Below are 19,547 nucleotides of genomic sequence, written 5' to 3'. Positions count from 1 at the left end.
ATATTCGCTTGCTAGACTGCGCAGCATTCAACCGGGGCTTTCCGCCCTAACAACCCTGAGGACTTGATATGCAAATGAAGCAAATGTTCAAATTTATCGTCGTGGGTGCTTCGGCAGCGATGGCATTTTCTTCCGCTTCCGTCATGGCGGCAGATATGACAGGTGCTGGTGCAACCTTCCCGTACCCAATCTATGCCAAATGGGCTGAATCCTACAAAGCCGCTACCGGCAATGGCCTGAACTACCAATCCGTCGGTTCCGGCGCTGGTATCAAGCAAATCAAAGCCAAGACCGTTGAATTCGGCGCGTCCGACATGCCTTTGAAGGCAGAAGAGCTGGATGAGTCGGGTCTGACCCAATTCCCAGCCATCATGGGCGGCGTGGTTACCATTGTCAACCTGGACGGTGTGGCTCCTGGTCAACTGAAAATGACTGGTAAAGTCGTTGGCGACATCTACCTGGGCAAGATCACCAAGTGGAATGCCCCTGAAATCGTTGCCCTGAATAGCGGCATCAAGCTGCCAGACGCAGACATCACCGTGGTACACCGCGCTGACGGTTCGGGCACGTCGTTCCTGTTCACCGACTTCCTGTCGAAAACCGACGCTGAATTCAAATCGAAAATCGGCGCTGGCACGGCTGTGAAATGGGCAGTTGGCGTAGGCGGTAAGGGTAACGAAGGCGTTGCTGCGAACGTACAGCGCATCAAGGGTTCGATCGGTTATGTCGAGTGGGCTTACGCCAAGAAAAACAAGATGACCCACACCCAGCTGCAAAACAAGGAAGGCACCTTCCTGCAGCCTAGCGACGACGCGTTCAAAGCAGCTGCTGCCAGCGCTGAATGGAGCAAAACGCCAGGTTTCGGCGTGGTGCTGACCGACCAGGCTGGCAAAAACAGCTGGCCTATCACCGGCGCATCGTTCATCTTGATGCACAAAGCACAAGCTGATGCCGCCAAAGGCAAAGAAGTCCTGAAATTCTTCGACTGGGCCTTCAAAAACGGTGGCGCTGCTGCTGCTGACCTGGACTACGTTCCACTGCCAGCATCGGTCGTAAAACTGGTGCAAGACTCGTGGAAAGCCAACCTGAAAGATTCCGCAGGTAAAGCAATCTACTAATCCGATACGCTGAGTATTGAATGATCATCCTTGCCCTGCGCCAGCAACACGGCAGCAGGGCAGGGAGTTAGCCAGGACCGCCCGCAAGAGCTTGCAGGCGCTCCCGGCTAAACGAACAAGAGCAGCACCGTAAAAATAAGCAGTAAAAACAAGTAGTAAAAACAAGTAGTAAAACAGTATCACCACACATGGCAGAATATGAGCGCACAATCCACTTCCTCCACGATCCCCATGCCCGGCGGCACCATGACCGACTCCATCAGTCACGCGCAAATGCTTTCCACCATGCGCAAGCAGCGTATCCAGGATTTCCTGTTCCACAAGGTGACGATGTTGTTCGCCTTGTCGGTGCTGCTGGTGCTGGTGGGCATCATCATTTCGCTGATCATGGAATCGGTGCCGACCTTCAAGACCTTTGGCCTGGGTTTTATCTTTTCGGCCGAGTGGGATCCTGTCAATGACCAGTTCGGCGCCCTGATCCCCATCGTCGGTACCCTGATCACCTCCGTGATCGCCCTGTTGATCGCTTTCCCTGTCAGCTTCGGTATCGCCCTGTTCCTGACCGAGATCTGCCCAGCCTGGCTGCGCCGTCCGCTGGGTACGGCCGTCGAGCTGCTGGCCGGTGTGCCCAGCATCATCTACGGTATATGGGGCCTGTTCGTGTTCGCGCCCCTGTTTGCCGATTACGTCCAGCCGGTGTTGAAAAGCACCCTGGGCAAGCTGCCTGTCATCGGCCAGCTGTTCAGCGGCCCGATGATGGGCATCGGCATCCTGACGGCCGGCCTGGTGCTGGCCATCATGATCATCCCTTTCATCGCTTCGGTGATGCGCGACGTATTTGAAATCGTCCCTGCCGTCCTGAAAGAATCGGCTTACGGCCTGGGCTGCACGCGCTGGGAAGTGGTGCGCAAGATCGTTTTGCCTTATACCAAGACCGGCGTGGTCGGCGGCGTTATGCTGGGCCTGGGCCGCGCGCTGGGCGAAACCATGGCCGTCACCTTCGTGATCGGTAACACCAACAAGCTGTCGTGGTCGCTGTTTGCGCCCGGTAACAGCATCACCTCGCTGCTGGCCAATGAATTTGGCGAAGCGCAATCGGCGCTGCACGTGTCGTCGCTGTTCTCGCTGGCGCTGATCCTGTTTGTCATCACCCTCATCGTTTTATCCGCCGCCAAGCTGATGCTGGCTGGCATGTCTCGCAAGGAAGGCACGAAATGAGCCAAGTCTCCGCCATGAACGCACCGGCCAAGCCGGCCATGAATCCTGTCTATCGCAAGCGTTTGCTGATGCACCGCATCGGCATCGCCCTGTCGGTGGCCGCCATGACCCTGGGCCTGGCCGTGCTGGCCTGGATCCTGTTCACCCTGATCGTCAAGGGCTTCGGCGCCGTGTCCGTCGACATGTTCACGCAAACCACGCCAGCCCCAGGCAGCGATGGTGGCGGTCTGATCAACGCGATCGTCGGCAGTACCATGATGGTCGGCCTGGCCACCCTGGTCAGCACCCCGATCGGCGTGCTGGCCGGTGTCTACCTGGCCGAATACGGCGAAGAAAACAAGCTGGCGCAAGTCACGCGCTTCGTCACCGACATCATGCTGTCGGCGCCTTCGATCGTGATCGGCCTGTTTGTCTACGCCCTGTATGTAGCGCACGTTAAGCATTTCTCCGGTTATGCCGGTTCGATCGCCCTGTCCCTGATCGCCGTGCCAGTGGTGGTGCGTACCACGGACAATATGCTGCGCCTGGTACCGAACAGCCTGCTGGAAGCCGCGTTTGCCCTGGGCGCGCCGCGCTGGAAGGTAGCGACCCTGGTGCGCTTGCGCGCCGTCAAGGCCGGTGTGATCACGGGCGTGCTGCTGGCCCTGGCCCGTATCGCTGGCGAAACAGCGCCGCTGCTGTTCACTGCATTGAATAACCAGTTCCAAAGCTTTAACATGAATGCACCGTTGGCCAACTTGCCGTCCGTCATTGCTTCGTTCGCGCTGAGCCCGTACGACAACTGGCGTTCGCTGGCCTGGGGTGGCGCTTTGCTGATCACTTTCAGCGTGCTGGCCCTGAACATCCTGTCGCGTACCATGTTCAGCCAAAAAGTTCCTAACTAATTCAAATAAGCTCAAACCAGCTCATTAAAGCGAAGCGAAACTATGAATACCCAAATCCATACCAGCCCCGACTTGGCGCCTAAGAAAAAAACCATCGAGATCTCGGGCCTGAACTTTTTTTACGGCAAGACCCAGAGCCTGCATAACGTCAATCTCGATATCCACGAGAAAAAAGTCACGGCCTTTATTGGCCCGTCCGGTTGCGGTAAATCAACCCTGCTGCGCACCCTGAACCGCATGTATGACCTGTACCCGGGCCAGCGCGCGGAGGGCTCGATCATGTACCGCGGCCGCAATGTGCTCGACGCCGACCAGGACGTCAACATGCTGCGCGCCAAGGTCGGCATGGTGTTCCAGAAGCCGACGCCGTTCCCGATGTCGGTCTACGACAACATCGCTTTCGGCGTGCGCCTGTATGAAGACCTGTCGAAAGGCGAGATGGACGAGCGCGTGGAATGGGCCTTGAAAAAGGCAGCGCTGTGGGGTGAAGTCAAGGATAAGCTGAACAAGAGTGGCTTGTCGCTGTCGGGCGGCCAGCAACAGCGTCTGTGCATCGCACGCGGCGTGGCCGTGAAACCGGACGTGCTGCTGCTCGATGAGCCAACTTCGGCGCTGGACCCGATCTCGACTTCGAAAGTGGAAGAGCTGATCAGCGAACTGAAACAGGATTACACGATCGCCATCGTGACGCATAACATGCAACAGGCGGCCCGTTGCTCTGATTACACGGCATATATGTATTTGGGCGAACTGGTGGAATTCGGCGAGACGGATCAGATCTTCATGAATCCGGCCCGCAAGGAAACCCAGGATTACATTACCGGCCGTTTCGGCTGATCCGGCCCCGCAATACCACCAGACAACTGAATACGGAGAGACAGCATGATAGGCGAACATTCATCCAAGCAATACGACAACGAACTCGAAGCGATCCGCTCGAAAGTGCTGCTCATGGGCGGCATCGTTGAAACCCAGTTCCTCGATGCGATGACGTGTTTCCGCATCGGCAACGCCGAGCGCGCCGACCGCGTGATGCGCGAAGATGACGTCGTCAACCAGCTCGAAGTGTCGCTCGACGACGCTTGCAGCCATTTGATCGTGCGCCGCCAGCCAGCCGCCAACGATTTGCGCACCATCATGGCCACCATCAAGGTAATTACCGACCTCGAGCGCGTGGGCGACGAGGCGACCAAGATTGCCCGCGTGGCAAAAAACCTGCACAAGCGCGGCAACGCCGTCGTCAACCATTACGAAATGGTGCGTGGTATCGCCACCACGGCCAGCGATATGCTGCACGATGCGCTGGACTGCTTCGCGCGCAATGATGGCCAGCAAGCGCTGCAGCTGATCGCGCAAGACGCCGTGATCGACCATGAATTCAAGACCATCATGCGCAACCTGATCACCTTCATGATGGAAGACCCGCGCACGATTTCAGCCGCGCTCGACACCTTGTGGGTGGCCAAGGCCATCGAACGCATCGGCGACCATGCAAAAAACATCGCCGAATACGTGATTTATGTGGTCGAGGGCAAGGATATCCGCCATACCAAGGTGGCGTCTCCCGCGATTTCCGAGGAGCTCCCTGAGTAAGCTTTATGGCCTCTGATAAAACTACAGTATTGATCGTTGAAGATGAGCCGGCCATTGTTGAACTGGTGACCTATTCATTGCGCGAATCTGGCTGGAATTGCTGTTCTGTACAAAACGTTGCCGATGCCTGGGATTTCATCCAGCATCGCACGCCGCATCTGATCTTGCTGGACTGGATGTTGCCGGATCAGACAGGCTTGCGCTTGCTGTCGCGCATCCGCGCCGACCGCAATTTTGCAGCCATTCCCGTCATCATGCTCACCGCCAAGAGTATGGAAGAAGACAAGCTTGCCGGCCTGAACAGCGGGGCGGACGATTACGTCACCAAGCCATTCTCGCCGCGCGAACTGCTGGCCCGCGCCAAGGCACTGTTGCGCCGCAAGAGCCCGGAACACGCGCAGGCGCCCATGCGCGCTGGCAATGTGGCGCTCGATCCGGTCAGCTGCACGGTGACGATGGATGAACAGAAAATCGATATTGGTCATGCCGAGTATAAACTGTTGAAGTTCTTGCTGGCCCATCCCGAGCGCGTGTTTTCGCGCAGCCAGCTGCTCGACAAGGTGTGGGGCGACCATGTGGTGATCGAGGAACGCACGGTCGATGTCCACGTATTGCGCTTGCGCAAAGCCTTGAAGGAGGCGGAAAGCCTGATCAAGACGGTGCGCAGCGTTGGCTACATGTTGTCTGAAAAATAAAGCCTGAAGTAAAGCCTGTTTATAAAGCCCGTTTCTTATGAATCCGAAATTGCTGTTCTGGGTGCCGGCCGCCTTGCGCATGGTGTTGTCCTTGCTGGGCGTGGCCGTGGTGTGGTACCTGTTTGGCGCCACCTATGCGCTGGGCATCGCCTTCGTGCTGATGGCCATGATGGTGTTTGTGCAGCTGTCGTACCTGTTTCAACTCAGTAACTGGCTCGATAATCCGCACAGCGCCAAGCTGCCTGACGGCTGGGGCGCCTGGACCAGCATTTTCGCGCGCCTGTACCGCATGCGCCGCGACGATGAAAAAAACCAGGCCGAGCTGACTGAGTGGCTGGCGCGTTTCCGCCAGGCCATGCATCTGTTGCCAGACGGCGTGGTCATCATGGATGACGTGCTGTTCCTGGAATGGTGCAACCCGGCCGCCGAAAAGCATCTGGGTCTCACGCATGAACGCGACAAGGGCATGCGCGTCACCAATCTGATCCGCAGCCCCGAGTTCATGGATTACATTATTCTGGGGCGCTACGACCAGCCGCTGACGATCACGTTCCGCAACCGCAAGCTGATCGTGCAAATCATTCCATTCGAAAACCGCCGCCAGATCCTGGTCACGCACGATGTGACGGAAACGGAACGCATCGAAATGATGCGGCGCGACTTTATCGCCAACGCCTCGCATGAATTGCGCACGCCGCTGACGGTAATCGTCGGTTTCCTGGAAATCGCTTCTACCGAGCTGGACCTGGACGCCGCCACGCGCGCCGCCCACATCAAGCTGATGACGGAGCAGGGCCACCGCATGCAGCATCTGATCGAAGACATGCTGACCCTGTCGCGGCTGGAGTCGGTCGATTATCCGCTGCGCCCCGAACCGGTCGATGTGCGCAAGCTGATGGCGCAGGTTTTGCGCGACGCCAAGGCCTTGTCGGCTGGCAAGCACCAGATCAGCATGGAATGCAACGGTCCCGACGTGCTGGGCAGTTACGACGAGCTCTACAGCGCGTTCGGCAACCTGGCCTCGAACGCCGTGCGCTACACGCCGGCCGGCGGCAGCATTACCCTGCGCTGGCAAGATGGCCCGGCCGGTCCGCAATTTATTGCCCAGGATACGGGCATCGGCATCAGCCCGGAGCATATTTCGCGCTTGACCGAACGTTTCTACCGGGTCGACAAGAGCCGTTCGCGTGAAACCCAGGGCACGGGCCTGGGCCTGGCCATCGTCAAGCACGTGCTGCTGCGCCATGGCGGCACCCTGGCGATCCAGTCCGTGGCGGACAAGGGCAGCAGCTTTATCGTCAGCATGCCGAAGTCTGTCATTTCGCCTGTGCATCATGGTGAATTGCTGGTGAAATAAGCCGGAGGGTCCGGTGATGTCTGCTGCGACTGGTGCAATGCTTGCAAAAGTCGTTACAATCGGACCATGACTCTGATCAATACCAATTTCCGCCACGCGGGTGCGCAGCAACTGGCGCAATCGCTGCTGGCGGCGCGCCAGAAAACCATGGCGCTGTTCGATTGCTACGCGGCGGCCGGCTATGAACTGGCCAGCCGCGTACCGCAACTCCCGCATCTGAATCCGCCGTTGTGGCAGCTAGGCAATATCGCCTGGTTTGCCGAGTGGTTCATCTTGCGCGAAGCGCCATCTAGCCATCCGGCCGACGCCCTCTATAATTGCCTGCTGACGCGCGGCGACGACTTGTTCGACGCCAATATCGTGTCCCACCGGGCGCGCTGGAACCTGGACTTGCCCAGCCCGGGCGCCGTGAAAACCTATTGCCATGAAGTGCTGGACCGGGTGCTCGATAAACTCTCGCGCGAGGCCAATGTCGATAGCGCCCTGTATCCCTATCGCTTGGCGCTGGCCCATGAAGACTTGTGCGGCGAAGCCATGCTGGTCGGTTTGCAGCGGCTGGAATTGCCAGCGCCGCACACGCTGGCTGCCAGCCCATCGTTGCCAGTGTCGGCGAACGAGATTGCTTTTCCTGGTGGCAGCATCGAGCTAGGGTCCAGCCATGAAGCGGGCTTTGCCTTCGACAATGAATGCCCACCGTACGCCTGTTATGTGCCGCCATTTACCATCGACGCCGTGCCCGTGTCGAATGCCCAGTTTGCCGAATTCGTGTTCGATGGCGGTTACCAGAACCGCCAGTTCTGGAGCGCGGCAGGCAGCGCCTGGCTGATGCAGCAGGAGCGCTCGTCGCCCCTGTACTGGTTACGGGACGGCATGCAATGGCGCACAGTCAGGTTTGGCCAGCCCGTCACCTTGCCGCTGCAGGAAGCCGTGCGCCATATCAATCTGTATGAAGCGCAAGCGTATTGCGCCTGGGCCGGGCGCCGTCTGGCGACCGAGGCGGAATGGGAGTATGCTGCGCTGTCCGGCCATCCGCGTTTCCAGTGGGGCCAGGTGTGGGAGTGGACGGCGACGCCGTTTGAACCGTATCCTGGTTTTGTTGCCGGCCCCTGGCGCGACTATTCGGCGCCGTATTTCATGCAATACCAGGTCTTGCGCGGCGCGGCCTTTGTCACGCCGCCCCGTCTGGTTTCGCCCCGCATGCGGACCTTTCATGGGCCAGAGCGCGGCGACGTGTTTGCCGGCTTGCGCACCTGCGCCTGGTAAGTAGATAGAGCAAGCGCGCCAGGCACCCACTTCAGGATTTCTTTTGAGTACAGCTTTGAGTACAGATAACGCCCCGCAATTCATTCCCAAACGCATCACGCCAACGCCGGAACAGGTCGCCATCCAGACGGCGCAGAAAAAAATCGTCTTGATCGACGCCAATGCCGGCGCCGCCAAGACGACCACCCTGGCCCTGCGCCTGGCCGAAGCGCTGCACCGGGGCCGCGCGCCCGAACGCATGCTGGCCCTGGTGTTCACGGAAGCAGCGCGCGTGGCCTTGCGCCAGCGCTTGCTGGAAGTCGGTGTGCCGCTGGGCGTGGTCAAGCGGCTGACCATCGATACCTTCGATGCCTTTGCCGCCAAAGTGCTGCTGCAAATGGAAGGCATGCAAGTGGCAGCCATGCGCAGCAATGAAGAGTTGCGCCCTGTTGCCTGGGAAGCTTTGGCCGTAGTGGCGGAAAAATATGCCGACCGTTACCCGCTGGAAATCAATACCACTAATGCCGCCATCGCCGAATTTTTGAAGTTGCAGCTACGTAGCAAGGCGCGGCTCGATTTGCATGGCGCCGACTTTGAAAGCAATTCCATGGAAGACAATCTGGAAATGCTGGGCATGTCGCGCACGCATTATCTGTGGAGCCGTGAATATGAAGGCTTGCGCGGCGCCGATACGGGCGATATCCAGTTCCGTGGCCCGTTCGACGCCACGTATGACCTGGTGCGTTTGCTGACCGACGATGAACCGCTGCGCCAGCAATTGCCGGCATTCCAGATCATCGTGGCCGATGAATTGCACGATTTGAATGAAGCATCGTTTCGCTTGCTGACCATGCTGATACGCCGTGGCAACGCTTTTTTCTGCGGCGCGGGCGACAAGGACCAGGTCATTTATACCTGGTCGGGCGCCGATCACCGTTTCCTGCGCCAGCGTTTCGAGCAGGAATTCCCCACCTTGCAGCGCTTGCCGCTGACGGCATCCTACCGCTACGGCACGCAATTGGCGTTAGCGGTGGGTACGCTGAAAAACAAGGCCAGCGTGTCTGCCTTGAACCGTGCCACTGTAATCGAGGTGCTGCATTACGAACACACCCAGCCGCAAGCCTGCAGTGCGCAGCTGATCGCCGCCCTCGAACACGCCCATGCCGGCACCACGGCGATTTTGCTGCGCGACCGCGACCAGGCTATTCGCGTGGAAACAGCGCTGTTTCAGAGCGGCATCGCGTATGACTTGCTCGACATGCACAGTTATTTGCTGAGCCAGGAAGTGCTGATGCTGCGCGGCATGGTCGCCATCGCCCGCAAGGACTTGCATGCGATCAAGAACGGCCCGCGCCGTGGCGAGATCCTCGAAGCGCTGGTGGCGTTTGCAGAAATCCCGTTTACACGCAGCCAGTTGCAGCAAGCCAAGGCCGACGTTGCCAATTACCCGGACTTGCTGGAAGGTTTTTTGACCAATCAGCTGGCCAAGTCTGTCAACCAGGACAAGGCGGCCTTGACCCTGGCCGCCGTCGACTATCTGCGGACATTGCCTGCCGAGGCGCCGGCGGGCGCCGCCTTGCAGCATATCTTTGGTTTGATGCAGCTGGAACAGACGGCCCGCCGCATCTATGTCGATCCGGCGCAGGCGAGGGTGGTAGCGCGCTCGCTGCACGGTTTTATTGCCGTCTGCACGGAAGCGGAAACGTCGCTGGGCGACTTCGCAAGCTGGTTAGGTGAAATGGAAGAGGCTGTCGCCGTGACCAGCGGCAAGGCCAAGATCGTGATCGCCTGCATCGACCAGATCAAGGGCCTGGAATATAGCCATGTGATCTTGCCCTATCTGGCTATCGATGAATTTCCGCGCAGCAAGACCGACCCGCTGGAAGAGGAAAACCGCTTCTATGTGGCGGCCACGCGCGCCCGGGACAGATTGAGCTTGCTCACGCCGCAAGACCCGGCTCACCAAAGCCGTTATATTGCCGCCCTGCAGCTTAAAGCCAAGACTGTTGCTTCGAAGTCATAAATCATTTGCCGCACGACTACTTTTTGCAATGACATAAACAGCGCATACTCGCTTGGTGAGATGAATCATCCCAACCAACTGAGGAGCTAAGCATGAAAGTATTTTTGACAGGTGCGGCAGGTTTTATCGGCAGTTCCATCGCGGCGGGCCTGGTGCGCGCCGGCCATCAGGTCACGGGCCTGGTGCGCAAACCCGAGCAAGTGGCTGAATTGGCGACCATCGGCGTGCAAGGCGTATTGGGTAACTTGAATGACCGCGAACTGATCATCGAGCAGGCGCGCGCCGCCGACGCCGTCATCAATGCAGCCAGCAGCGACCACCGCGGCGCCGTGGAAGCCATTCTCGAAGCGCTGGCCGGCAGCAACAAGGTGTATTTGCACACCAGCGGCTCGTCCATCGTGGGCGACGCTTCGGGCGGCGAGGGCACGGAACAGATTTATTATGAAGACAAGCTGCCCGCGCCGACCGCCGACAAGGCTGCCCGCGTGGCCATCGACGACTTGATTTTGGCCAGCGGCGCGCAAGGCGTGCGCGCCAGCGTGCTGTGCAATACCCTGATCTATGGCCATGGCGCCTTGCCGCGCGACAGCGTGCAATTGCCGCGTTTGCTCAAGCAGGCGCGCAAGAGCGGCATCGTGCGCCACGTAGGACCGGGCCGTAATATCTGGTCCAACGTGCACATCGACGACGTGGTCAGCCTGTATCTGCTGGCGCTGGAAAAATCGCCAGCCGGCACTTTCTATTTTGTCGAGTCGGGCGAAGCCGCCTTCCGCGACATGACGGCGGCAATGGCCGAGGCGCTGGACCTGGGCCCGGCGCAGGATTGGCCGCTGCCCGAAGCCATCGCCGAATGGGGTTATGAAATGGCCTCGTACGGCCTCGGTTCCAATAGCCGCGTGCGCGGCGAACGCTCGCGCAAGCTGCTGGGCTGGCAGCCAACAGGGCCGTCGGTTCTCGAATGGATCAGCAAGGATATGCTGAGCCCACCTCATTAAGACTGCATCGTCAGCACCATGCGGTAGCGGACCTGGCCCGAGCGCATTTTCCGGTACGCCTCGTTCGCCTGCGCCAAAGGCATGGTTTCGACCAGTGGGCGTATGTCGGCCAGGATGCTGAAGTCGAGCGTCTTGCCCGCTTCATGGGGCGTGCCCGTGATCGTTCCCTGCACCAAACGCTCGCCACCCACCAGCGCGCCGGGCGCAATGGTCAAGGCTTGCTTGCCCGCCCCGACTACGACCAGCCTGCCTTGCGGCGCCAGTCCAGCCAACAGCATCGAGGTAGCAGCGCTGTCGGTGATAGTGGAAAGAATCACTTGCGCGCCGCCCATGGCTTGCAGCACGGCGGTCGCGTCTTCCTGGCTACTGTCGATATGGCGATGCGCGCCCAGTGCGGGTGCATCGACAGCAAGTTCGGCGCGCCGTCCGATAGCCACTACCCGATAGCCCATCTTGCGCGCATATTGCACCGCCAGATGCCCCAGCCCGCCAATGCCGAGAATGGCCACCAGGTCACCGGCTTGCGCGCCTGATTTCTTCAATGCATTAAAGGTAGCAATACCGGCGCATAGCAGGGGCGCCGCGTGTTCCGCATCGAGTTCATCGGGAATCCTCACCAGTCCCGTGCTGCGGGCCAGCATCATTTCCGCATAACCGCCATCGCGGGTACTACCCATGGCTGGCTGGTCCATGCAAAGCTGGAACTGACCCCGGTGGCATTGCTCGCATGCATAGCAATGGCCACCCAGCCGGCCCACGCCCACGCGCTGGCCCACCTTCCAGCAGGCAGGCGTGCCGGCGCCGATGGCGGCGATGCGTCCCACCACTTCATGGCCGGGCACGCGCGGCAATTGTGTGCCCCTTTCATCGCCTTCGATGGCGCCGGCATCCGCGCCGCAAATGCCGCAGGCTTCAACGGCAATCAAGACTTCGCCCGCGCCTGGTGTCGGAGTGACGCGCTGCACCAGTTCCAGAACGCCTGGCTGGCTGACCTGCATGGCCCGGTAAGTGGTTTTCATGATGTGATTTTCCCTGTTTGAAATAAGATATCGACGCCGCGCCGGGTCGCGTCGATGGCGCCAGCGAGGTAGCCGGGGAACTGGGGCGACCATTCGCTGGCGATGCCTGTGATGTTGCCTTTCCACCGGCCTTCATCAGTCTGTGCGGCGGGCGCTTCGGCGTGTTCGCCACGCCCGTGCAGGTCGGCTGGCGTGGCCGTGCTGCTGTCTGCCGCCCAATCCTCGAGGTATTCTGCTACCGGTGATCCGGCCTCCGGTCCGAACAGGCGCACCAGTTGCGCGCGGCAATGCGCCAGCAATAGTTGCTGCTCCACGTTCTGGCGGTTCATGGCAGGCACGCCAAGAAAACCGAACAGGGCAGGCGAGCCATGCTCGCCGCTGGCGTCGTGTATTTCAGCCAGTGGCCCGCCCGCGCTGCGCGCATGGCCCGATAAACCTTGTGATCGCCAGAAGGCGTGTGCATAGACGGCCACATATTTGGCGTGCGGCGCCATCCAGGTTGGCGTGTCTTGCCATGTATCCATCAGGCTTGCGGGCAGTGCCGGGGTGTATGCGATGGCTGCGGCCAGCCGGGGTGGCAGGGCCAGCAAGACATGGCTGGCGCGGTAGCGGACCGGTTTGCCTTGTCCATCGTCAGCCTCGATCTCGCTATGCGCGTCCATGCGCTGCACTCGCCTCACATATTGATTGGTGATGGTGCGTTCTGGCGGTATGTGCGCTTGCAGGGCATCGGTCAGTGCCGTCATGCCGCCGGCCAGGCGCATGGACGGTGGGGCCGAGAAATAGCTGGCCATGCGTTCGGGGGCAGCATGGCGCGAGCGTTCGATCAGCATGTCGCCGCTGGCGTATTGTTCGAAACGCTGCAATTTCACTTCGTCGATCAGTTCACTCAATTGCGTCTGCAATTCGGGCCAGAACCAGGTTGCGCCAAGGTCATGGCCTCCGGGTGTGGACACGATGCGTCCACCGAAGCGCTCGCGCGCTTCCAGCAGCACATAGTCAGTCACGCCGCGCTGTTCCAGCAGATACGCGGCATACAAGCCAGCCAGGCCGCCGCCAACTATGACGATGCGGGGCGTCAGCATGGCGCCCCCAGGCTGCTGAGGTAAGCCAGGTGGCCGGTTTTCAGGTAGATGGTGGCGCCGTGTGTGCTGGCGCTCAGCGTCAGCCTGTCGCCGGGTGGCAGGCGCAGCCAGCTGTGGCGCGGAAAGCACAGTCCATCGGACAGCAGTTCACCTTCTAGCACCAGCAGTTCCGCGTCATCGATGGATAACACTGCTTCCGGCGCCAGGTGTTGCAGGCTGACCTGTTCGTTTTTATTGCTGAATAGCGGACAGATATCGCGATCCCCTTGATCTTGCCAGTGTGTCGAATCGCGGGTATCGATGCGTAGCACAGCCTGTTCGTCGTCCGTCATTTGCCATAGCTTGACGAACAGCACGGCGCCATCGCTACTTGAAGGGTGGTGCGACGAGCCGGGCGGATTGCGCAGATAGCTGCCTGCTGGATACTGCTCGCCATCAGCTGAGAACGTACCGGATAGCACCAGGATTTCCTCGCCGCCAGGATGCTGGTGCACCGGGAAATGGGCGCCGGGCGCATAACGCACGAGACTGGTGGCGCGCGCCCGTTCGCCGCCCAAGCGGTCCAGCATCACCCGATCGACCCCGCCCTGCGGCGAGGCCAGCCAGCGATGCTGGCCGGGAACAACTGTGGCGCGGCGCGTGTAATCTGCGTGGATCAGCAAGATGTTCCCGGTATCCATTACTTGACTGCCAGCGCCGCGTGCGCTTCGAGCACGCGGGCCGAATAGGTCAGGGCGGCGCCCGCGTTGAGCGCGATCGCCACGCTGAGCGCCTCGGTAATTTCTTCCAGGCTAGCGCCATGCTCGACCGCCTTTTTTGTATGCACGGCGATGCAGCCATCGCAGCGCGTGGTGACGGCCACGGCCAGCGCGATCAGTTCGTGGATTTTCGGCTCCAGCTTGCCGCTTTTCATGGCTGCGCCCTCGATAGTCATCAGCCCGCGCATCACGTCAGGTGTCAGCTTGGCTACGTCACCCACGCGTTGCAGCAGGCTGTCGCGGTAAGTATTCCAGTCTTGCATCATGATAAAACTCCTTTAGATTGATTGCTAATGAGATTCAGGCCTGGCGGCCAGCCATGACACCGCCGTCCACTGGCAACACGGTGCCGGTGATCCACGACGCATTTGACGAAGCGAGGAACAGGATGGCGTCGGCGATGTCGCCCGGTTGGCCATTGCGGCCCAGTGGGTGGAAGGCGTTGAACGACGGCAGGGTGTCCTTCACCTGTTCATCGGTCATGAAGGTGTTGTAGACCGGTGTTTCCACCACGCCAGGGGCGACCGTGTTGATGCGGATGTTGGCTGCTGCCAGTTCGATGGCCAGGTTGCGCGTCAAGGCATGCACGCCGGCATTGGCGGCCGAGTAGGCGGCCGAAGGCGTCGCACCGATGGCTTGTAAGGCCCACAGCGAACCGGTTTGCACGATAGCGCCGCCGCCCCGTTGCTGCATGGCCTTCGCGGCCGCTTGCGCCATGAAAAACTTACCCTTGAGGATGGTGTCGAGGAACCAGTCGTACTCAGCCTCGTCGACCTCGAGGAAGGCCTTGGGGCGGAATACACCCGCGTTATTGACAAGGATATCGACGCCGCCAAATGCTTGCGTGGCCAGTGCTACCAGCGCTGCTGCCGTGGCCGGCTGGGCGATGTCGCCCGCGTGGTAGCGCACCTTGGCGCCGCTCGGGTCGATCTCTGCCGCTGCGCGCTGCAACTTGGCTTCGTCGCGCCCGCCGATGATGACCTGGGCGCCTGCCTGCACCAGGCGTGTGGCGACTTCTTTACCGATACCGGAACCGCCGCCGGTGACGATGGCAACCTTGGAAGAAAATGTATGCATGATATTTCCTGATGAGTAATGAAAGGGACGATGCGCGTATCGTGATTCGCTGCATCAATGGCTGTATTTTTCTCCGATTTTCACTTGCTTACAAACCAGATTAGCTGTCAGATATCGAAAGAAAAACTTTATCGGAATAGGGCGGCGACAAACTTGTTTCTTGTGTGCGCTAGCGAACGGTGCTTTTTCAGGATTGGCGGTATGATGTTTCTGCGTGGTCGAGACGCACTGCCGTGAAGTTGGCGGCATGTTCGATCTTCCAGCAGGTCAGCCGGTCGCCTCAAGGATCGGCACCAGATTTTGCCCGCATGGTGCAACCCCAGCCATGTGGGAGCGCAGTGTTTATAAGCTGCTATCCATCAGTTCTCCGGTGTTAAACTTTTCAGTATTAACCCCTTCCAGGCCGGCATATGCCGGCCTTTTTTTTCGCCATTCACCGCGCCACCGCCATTCACCGCCTGCTAGCCGCCATTCGCCGAACAATGGTTTCGCCCGTTTTAAAATCCGCGTATCTTTACGTTCAGTCAATTAACTGATTCACTGAGGTACAAAGGGGATATCGTGAAACCTGAGCAAGCGCATTACCGCCGTACCCAGCTGCTGTGGGGACTGTTGTTGATCGCCATTGGCGCCGTCATCCTGCTGGACCGGCTGGGCATGATCGCCGCGCGTGACTATTATTCGTTTTGGCATTATTGGCCAGCGATCATGGTGGTTTTCGGCATCAACAAGTTATTGGCGCCCGTGTCGGCCAGGCAGATATTGAGCGGTTTGTGGCTGATCTTTTTCGCCGCCTGGTGGTATGTTTCGTACGAAGAATTATGGGGCTTGTCTTTCTATAATAGCTGGGCCGCATTGCTGATTGCCTGGGGCGTCGGGCTGGTGCTGGAACCGGTCTTGAACAAACATTTTATGGCTTACCGGGAGTCCGAACATGAAAAATAAACCACCACTGGATTCCGCTACGCAAATCGTGCTGGGCGTGCTGGTGATCGGGCTGGGGCTGCTGTTCCTGCTCGATAACCTGGGCTTTATCAATGTACGCTACACCTTCCGTTTCTGGCCCACTATCCTGATCATTTTTGGCCTGCTGAAAATCTCGCAGGGCCGTACGCGCTCCGGTTATGTGGTGGGCGGCGTGATGGTGTTGCTGGGCGTGATGTGGACCTTGAAAGCCATGGGCTTTTTCTATGTGAACTGGAGCATGCTGTGGCCGCTGGTCATTATCGGTGTCGGCGTGGCCGTGGTATCGATGTCGCTGCCTGGCGCCAGCCAGCGGCAGCGCCGGCGCCGCTTCATGGCCGAGCCAGATGAGAAGGCACAGAGCGACCCGTTTGGCCAGCCGAGAAACGGCGCCGTCTCGCTGGACAAGACGCCGGCAAGCCATGAAAGCACTGGCGCGGCCGATGAAGACAGCATCATCGAAGTGACCGCCATCCTGGGCGGCTTCGTGCGGCGCGTATCGTCGCAGCGCTTCCGTGGCGGCGACATCAATGTCATCATGGCCGGTTGTGAAATCGACTTGCGCCAGGCCTCGATCGAAGGCGAGGCTGTACTGAACGTGTTCGCCATCTGCGGCGGCATCACGATCAAGGTGCCGCCCGACTGGAGCGTGATCTTGCAGGGCACGCCGATACTCGGTGGCTTTGAAGAAAAGACCATCGTGCCAGCCAACCAGGACAAGCGTTTGTACGTGGTAGGCTACGCCATCATGGGTGGCCTGGAAGTGCGCAACTAGGGCGCCGCGTGGTCGCGGTATTGTCGAAGCGGCGCAGCGCCGCCGTGCTTGTCCTGGTCTGCATCGCGCTGGGCCTGGCCCTGGCCGCCATGCTGACCAGGGTAGCCGGGCTCGCCTGGATGAATGCCGTCCTGCTGCTGGTGCCCACCACCCTGGTGTATGCGATCGGTACGGGTTTTTCCGCGTTTTACCTGTGCCGCGCCTATCCGCTGGCGCAGCGCCGCCCGGCCGCCATTATTGGCGTGATGGGCGTGGCGGCCCTGTTCGCGGGGCTGCTGTGGGCGACCCTGCTGCAGTTTCTGAATAGCCTGATGCTGTTGCCCGACGTGCACTGGTTGGGCGTGCCGCTCAGTTCATCCTTGCTGGCCTTGTTCTTTGGCCTGGGGGCATTGTTGTATTGCCTGGCTGTCGCCGTGCATTATCTGTTGCTGGAATTCGTGCGCGCCAAGGGCGCCGAACAGCGGGGGCTGGAAGCGCAGCTGATGGCGCAAGAGGCGCAATTGCGTTTGCTGCGCACGCAGATCGATCCGCACTTCCTGTTCAACAGCCTCAATTCCATCAGTGCGCTGACGTCCATCGATGCGGCGGGCGCGCGCACGATGACAGTAGAGCTGGCCAGCTTCTTTCGCCAGAGCCTGAGCATGGAGGCGCATACCCATATTGCACTGGAACAAGAGCTGGCGCTGATCCGTCATTTTCTTTCCATCGAGCGTGTGCGCTTCGGTGAACGGCTGCAAGTTTGTGAAGATATCGACCCGCAAGCGCTGCCCTGTTTGCTGCCGCCCATGCTGATCCAGCCGCTGGTGGAAAATGCCGTCAAGCATGGCATCTGCGGCTTGACGGAAGGCGGCTTGATCGCGATCACGGCGCGGCGGGCCGGCAGCCTGCTGCAAATTGCAGTGCGTAATCCTGTTGATGCGGAACAAGGATCGGAGCGGGGCAATGGCGTCGGCCTGGAGAATGTGCGCCAGCGGCTGGCGGGCGCCTATGGCCACGAAGCCAGCGTGCACTGGGCGCGGCAGGATGACTGTTTTATGGTGACGATATCGATGCCGGCGCAGACCGGCCCCAGCGAGGAATAAGGGGGGGACTATACGATGCAAGCGAAGATGCGGGTAGCCATCGTCGACGATGAAATGCTGGCGCGCGGCTTGCTGCGCGAATACCTGGCCCGCCACGACGATATCGAGATCGTGGCCGAATGCGCCAACGGTTTTGAAGCCGTCAAGGCGATTACGGAGCTGGAACCGGAACTGGTGTTTCTGGACATACAGATGCCACGCCTGGATGGCTTTGAAGTGGCTGAACTGGTGGGGGCGAAGACGCGCTTCATTTTTGTGACCGCCTACGATCAGTATGCCCTGAAGGCATTCGAGTGCCATGCGCTCGACTACCTGCTGAAACCGTACAGCGAACAGCGCTTCGAACAGGCGCTGGCCCATGCGCGCACCCATCGCACGCCAGTGGCTAGCGTGGCAGCGGCGGCGCGCCAGGCAGCTGTGCGCGACGCGCCCCTGGACCGCGTGCTGATACGCGACGGTGCGAAAGTCCATGTGATCGCCAGCGCCAGGATAGCTTATATCGAAGCCCAGGACGATTACGTCAGCATCCGCTCGGAAGGCAAGTCTTATCTGAAAAGCCAACGCCTGTCGGAACTGGAAAGCCAGCTCGACCCGGCGAAATTCCTGCGCGTGCACCGCTCCTATTTGCTCAACATCGATGGTATCAGCCGTATCGAAGCGCTTACCAAGGATAGCCATGTGGCGATTTTGCGCGACGAAACGCGGATTCCTGTGAGCAAGGCGGGCTATCAAAAGCTCAAGTTATTGGTGGGTTAGGCAGTGCTTTAAGGCCTCACTTTGAGCATTTTCCATACCTTGACCTTGCATTGAGCGCATAATCATCCTAGTATGATATCATTCGGAGGTGATAAGTGGATGCGCCCAAGAGTTGGCCGGTCACGTTTCACGATGACTTCGATGCAGAGTTCGACGCTTTTTCGCCCGATGTTCAGGATGAGTTACTGGCAAGCGCCGATGCGCTGTCGAAGCTGGGGCCTGCTGCCGGGCGCCCCCTGGTGGGCAGCTTGAAAAACGCCAGACATCCGAACATGAAAGAACTGCGTTTCAAGGCCCATCACGGCGCTGAAGTATGGCGGGCCGCCTTTGCTTTCGATACCACGCGTGAGGCGGTGATTTTAGTCGCAGCGGCCAAGCAGGGTGTGAGTGAAGAAAAGTTTTACAGGGATTTGCTGGCCAGGGCGAATGAACGGTATGACAGGCATGTGAACAAGCTGAACGCCATGGCGAAATAAAGGTAAAAGGAGTTGAAAATGGGCAGAAAGCTGGAGGAAGTCATTGATGGTTTGCCCGTCGAGCGGCAGGCAAGGATCGCCGCGCTTTCTCAGGAAAAAGTAGCAGAGATGATAGCGCACGCCAGTTCCTTGACGGATTTTCGCAAGGCCGTGGGCAAGACCCAGGCAGAAGTGGCCAGGGAGCTCGGCATCCAGCAGCATGCCGTTTCGCAACTCGAAAAGCGTTCCGATACCTATGTCTCGACCTTGCGCCGTTTCCTGCAATCGCTGGGCATGACCCTGGAGTTGTCGGTGGTGGCGCAAAACGGGACGCGTATCGAGCTGCGCAATTTTCTTCGCCCGCCAGAATTGGACGCAGATGGCACGCCGGCCAAGAAAAAAACTGCCGCGGCGGACAAGCCGGCTGCCAAGCAGTAAAGTCCCGCGCGTAT

The 19,547-nt window shown here is 59.6% G+C and carries 21 protein-coding genes; 16 read left to right on the top strand and 5 right to left on the bottom strand.

The window, feature by feature from the left end:
* Positions 1-68 precede the first annotated feature (68 nt).
* From pstS to HDE75_RS14235, 10 genes are all read left to right on the top strand, one after another.
* A complete protein-coding gene (gene pstS, locus HDE75_RS14280; protein WP_183677049.1) occupies positions 69-1,118 on the top strand; it encodes a phosphate ABC transporter substrate-binding protein PstS in 1,050 nt (349 codons plus the stop codon).
* Positions 1,119-1,364: 246 nt separating this feature from the next.
* On the top strand, positions 1,365-2,336 hold the full coding sequence (pstC, locus tag HDE75_RS14275) for a phosphate ABC transporter permease subunit PstC (protein ID WP_183678008.1): 972 nt from the start codon (positions 1,365-1,367) through the stop codon (positions 2,334-2,336).
* Positions 2,333-3,220 (top strand): phosphate ABC transporter permease PstA, encoded by an 888-nt coding sequence (pstA, locus tag HDE75_RS14270; RefSeq protein WP_183677050.1) that lies wholly within the window; start codon positions 2,333-2,335, stop codon positions 3,218-3,220. The genes pstC and pstA overlap by 4 nt, the downstream gene beginning before the upstream one ends.
* 42 nt (positions 3,221-3,262) lie before the next feature.
* On the top strand, positions 3,263-4,057 hold the full coding sequence (pstB, locus tag HDE75_RS14265; RefSeq protein WP_183677051.1) for a phosphate ABC transporter ATP-binding protein PstB: 795 nt from the start codon (positions 3,263-3,265) through the stop codon (positions 4,055-4,057).
* Between the two features lie 45 nt (positions 4,058-4,102).
* Positions 4,103-4,813, top strand: a complete 711-nt coding sequence (gene phoU, locus HDE75_RS14260) for a phosphate signaling complex protein PhoU (RefSeq protein WP_183677052.1) — start codon at positions 4,103-4,105, stop codon at positions 4,811-4,813.
* Between the two features lie 5 nt (positions 4,814-4,818).
* Positions 4,819-5,508, top strand: a complete 690-nt coding sequence (locus HDE75_RS14255) for a response regulator (RefSeq protein ID WP_183677053.1) — start codon at positions 4,819-4,821, stop codon at positions 5,506-5,508.
* Between the two features lie 37 nt (positions 5,509-5,545).
* Entirely contained in the window at positions 5,546-6,865 is a 1,320-nt protein-coding gene (gene phoR, locus HDE75_RS14250; RefSeq protein ID WP_183677054.1) for a phosphate regulon sensor histidine kinase PhoR, read from the top strand.
* 66 nt (positions 6,866-6,931) lie between these two features.
* Positions 6,932-8,128: a selenoneine synthase SenA gene (gene senA / locus HDE75_RS14245; protein ID WP_260174052.1), complete on the top strand. Its 1,197-nt coding sequence runs from the start codon at positions 6,932-6,934 to the stop codon at positions 8,126-8,128.
* A gap of 55 nt (positions 8,129-8,183) precedes the next feature.
* The gene (locus HDE75_RS14240) at positions 8,184-10,130 is read left to right on the top strand and encodes a UvrD-helicase domain-containing protein (RefSeq protein ID WP_183677055.1); all 1,947 of its coding nucleotides are present in this window, start codon (positions 8,184-8,186) and stop codon (positions 10,128-10,130) included.
* 92 nt (positions 10,131-10,222) lie between these two features.
* Positions 10,223-11,125 (top strand): NAD-dependent epimerase/dehydratase family protein, encoded by a 903-nt coding sequence (locus HDE75_RS14235; RefSeq protein ID WP_183677056.1) that lies wholly within the window; start codon positions 10,223-10,225, stop codon positions 11,123-11,125.
* Here the strand turns inward: HDE75_RS14235 and HDE75_RS14230 are convergent.
* The 5 genes from HDE75_RS14230 to HDE75_RS14210 are packed head-to-tail and all read right to left on the bottom strand — an operon-like array spanning position 11,122 to position 15,064.
* The gene (locus HDE75_RS14230) at positions 11,122-12,144 is read right to left on the bottom strand and encodes an alcohol dehydrogenase catalytic domain-containing protein (protein ID WP_183677057.1); all 1,023 of its coding nucleotides are present in this window, start codon (positions 12,142-12,144) and stop codon (positions 11,122-11,124) included. The genes HDE75_RS14235 and HDE75_RS14230 overlap by 4 nt on opposite strands.
* The gene (locus tag HDE75_RS14225; RefSeq protein ID WP_183677058.1) at positions 12,141-13,229 is read right to left on the bottom strand and encodes a flavin monoamine oxidase family protein; all 1,089 of its coding nucleotides are present in this window, start codon (positions 13,227-13,229) and stop codon (positions 12,141-12,143) included. Before HDE75_RS14225 ends, HDE75_RS14230 begins: the two co-directional genes overlap by 4 nt.
* Entirely contained in the window at positions 13,223-13,891 is a 669-nt protein-coding gene (locus HDE75_RS14220) for a cupin domain-containing protein (RefSeq protein ID WP_183678012.1), read from the bottom strand. The genes HDE75_RS14225 and HDE75_RS14220 overlap by 7 nt, the downstream gene beginning before the upstream one ends.
* A 17-nt stretch (positions 13,892-13,908) precedes the next feature.
* Positions 13,909-14,253: a carboxymuconolactone decarboxylase family protein gene (locus HDE75_RS14215; RefSeq protein WP_183677059.1), complete on the bottom strand. Its 345-nt coding sequence runs from the start codon at positions 14,251-14,253 to the stop codon at positions 13,909-13,911.
* A gap of 34 nt (positions 14,254-14,287) precedes the next feature.
* A complete protein-coding gene (locus tag HDE75_RS14210; RefSeq protein ID WP_183677060.1) occupies positions 14,288-15,064 on the bottom strand; it encodes an SDR family NAD(P)-dependent oxidoreductase in 777 nt (258 codons plus the stop codon).
* 561 nt (positions 15,065-15,625) lie between these two features.
* Here HDE75_RS14210 and HDE75_RS14205 point away from each other — a divergent pair.
* The 6 genes from HDE75_RS14205 to HDE75_RS14180 all read left to right on the top strand — a co-directional run bounded on the left by HDE75_RS14205 (position 15,626) and on the right by HDE75_RS14180 (position 19,533).
* Positions 15,626-16,009 carry a LiaF transmembrane domain-containing protein gene (locus HDE75_RS14205; RefSeq protein ID WP_183677061.1) on the top strand — a complete coding sequence of 128 codons (384 nt, stop codon included), beginning with the start codon at positions 15,626-15,628 and terminating at the stop codon, positions 16,007-16,009.
* Entirely contained in the window at positions 15,999-16,802 is an 804-nt protein-coding gene (locus HDE75_RS14200) for a LiaI-LiaF-like domain-containing protein (protein WP_183677062.1), read from the top strand. The genes HDE75_RS14205 and HDE75_RS14200 overlap by 11 nt, the downstream gene beginning before the upstream one ends.
* An 8-nt stretch (positions 16,803-16,810) precedes the next feature.
* Entirely contained in the window at positions 16,811-17,884 is a 1,074-nt protein-coding gene (locus HDE75_RS14195; protein WP_183677063.1) for a sensor histidine kinase, read from the top strand.
* 27 nt (positions 17,885-17,911) lie between these two features.
* On the top strand, positions 17,912-18,640 hold the full coding sequence (locus HDE75_RS14190; RefSeq protein ID WP_183678014.1) for a LytR/AlgR family response regulator transcription factor: 729 nt from the start codon (positions 17,912-17,914) through the stop codon (positions 18,638-18,640).
* A 95-nt stretch (positions 18,641-18,735) separates the two neighbouring features.
* Positions 18,736-19,116 carry a type II toxin-antitoxin system RelE/ParE family toxin gene (locus HDE75_RS14185; protein ID WP_183677064.1) on the top strand — a complete coding sequence of 127 codons (381 nt, stop codon included), beginning with the start codon at positions 18,736-18,738 and terminating at the stop codon, positions 19,114-19,116.
* An 18-nt stretch (positions 19,117-19,134) separates the two neighbouring features.
* The gene (locus HDE75_RS14180; protein ID WP_183677065.1) at positions 19,135-19,533 is read left to right on the top strand and encodes an XRE family transcriptional regulator; all 399 of its coding nucleotides are present in this window, start codon (positions 19,135-19,137) and stop codon (positions 19,531-19,533) included.
* The last annotated feature ends 14 nt before the right edge of the window (positions 19,534-19,547 follow it).

This window comes from Janthinobacterium silvisoli, from assembly GCF_014200725.1.
GTDB lineage: Bacteria > Pseudomonadota > Gammaproteobacteria > Burkholderiales > Burkholderiaceae_D > Janthinobacterium.
The sequence above is the reverse complement of the archived record's forward strand: the minus strand, read 5'-3'. Positions and strand labels throughout refer to the sequence as shown.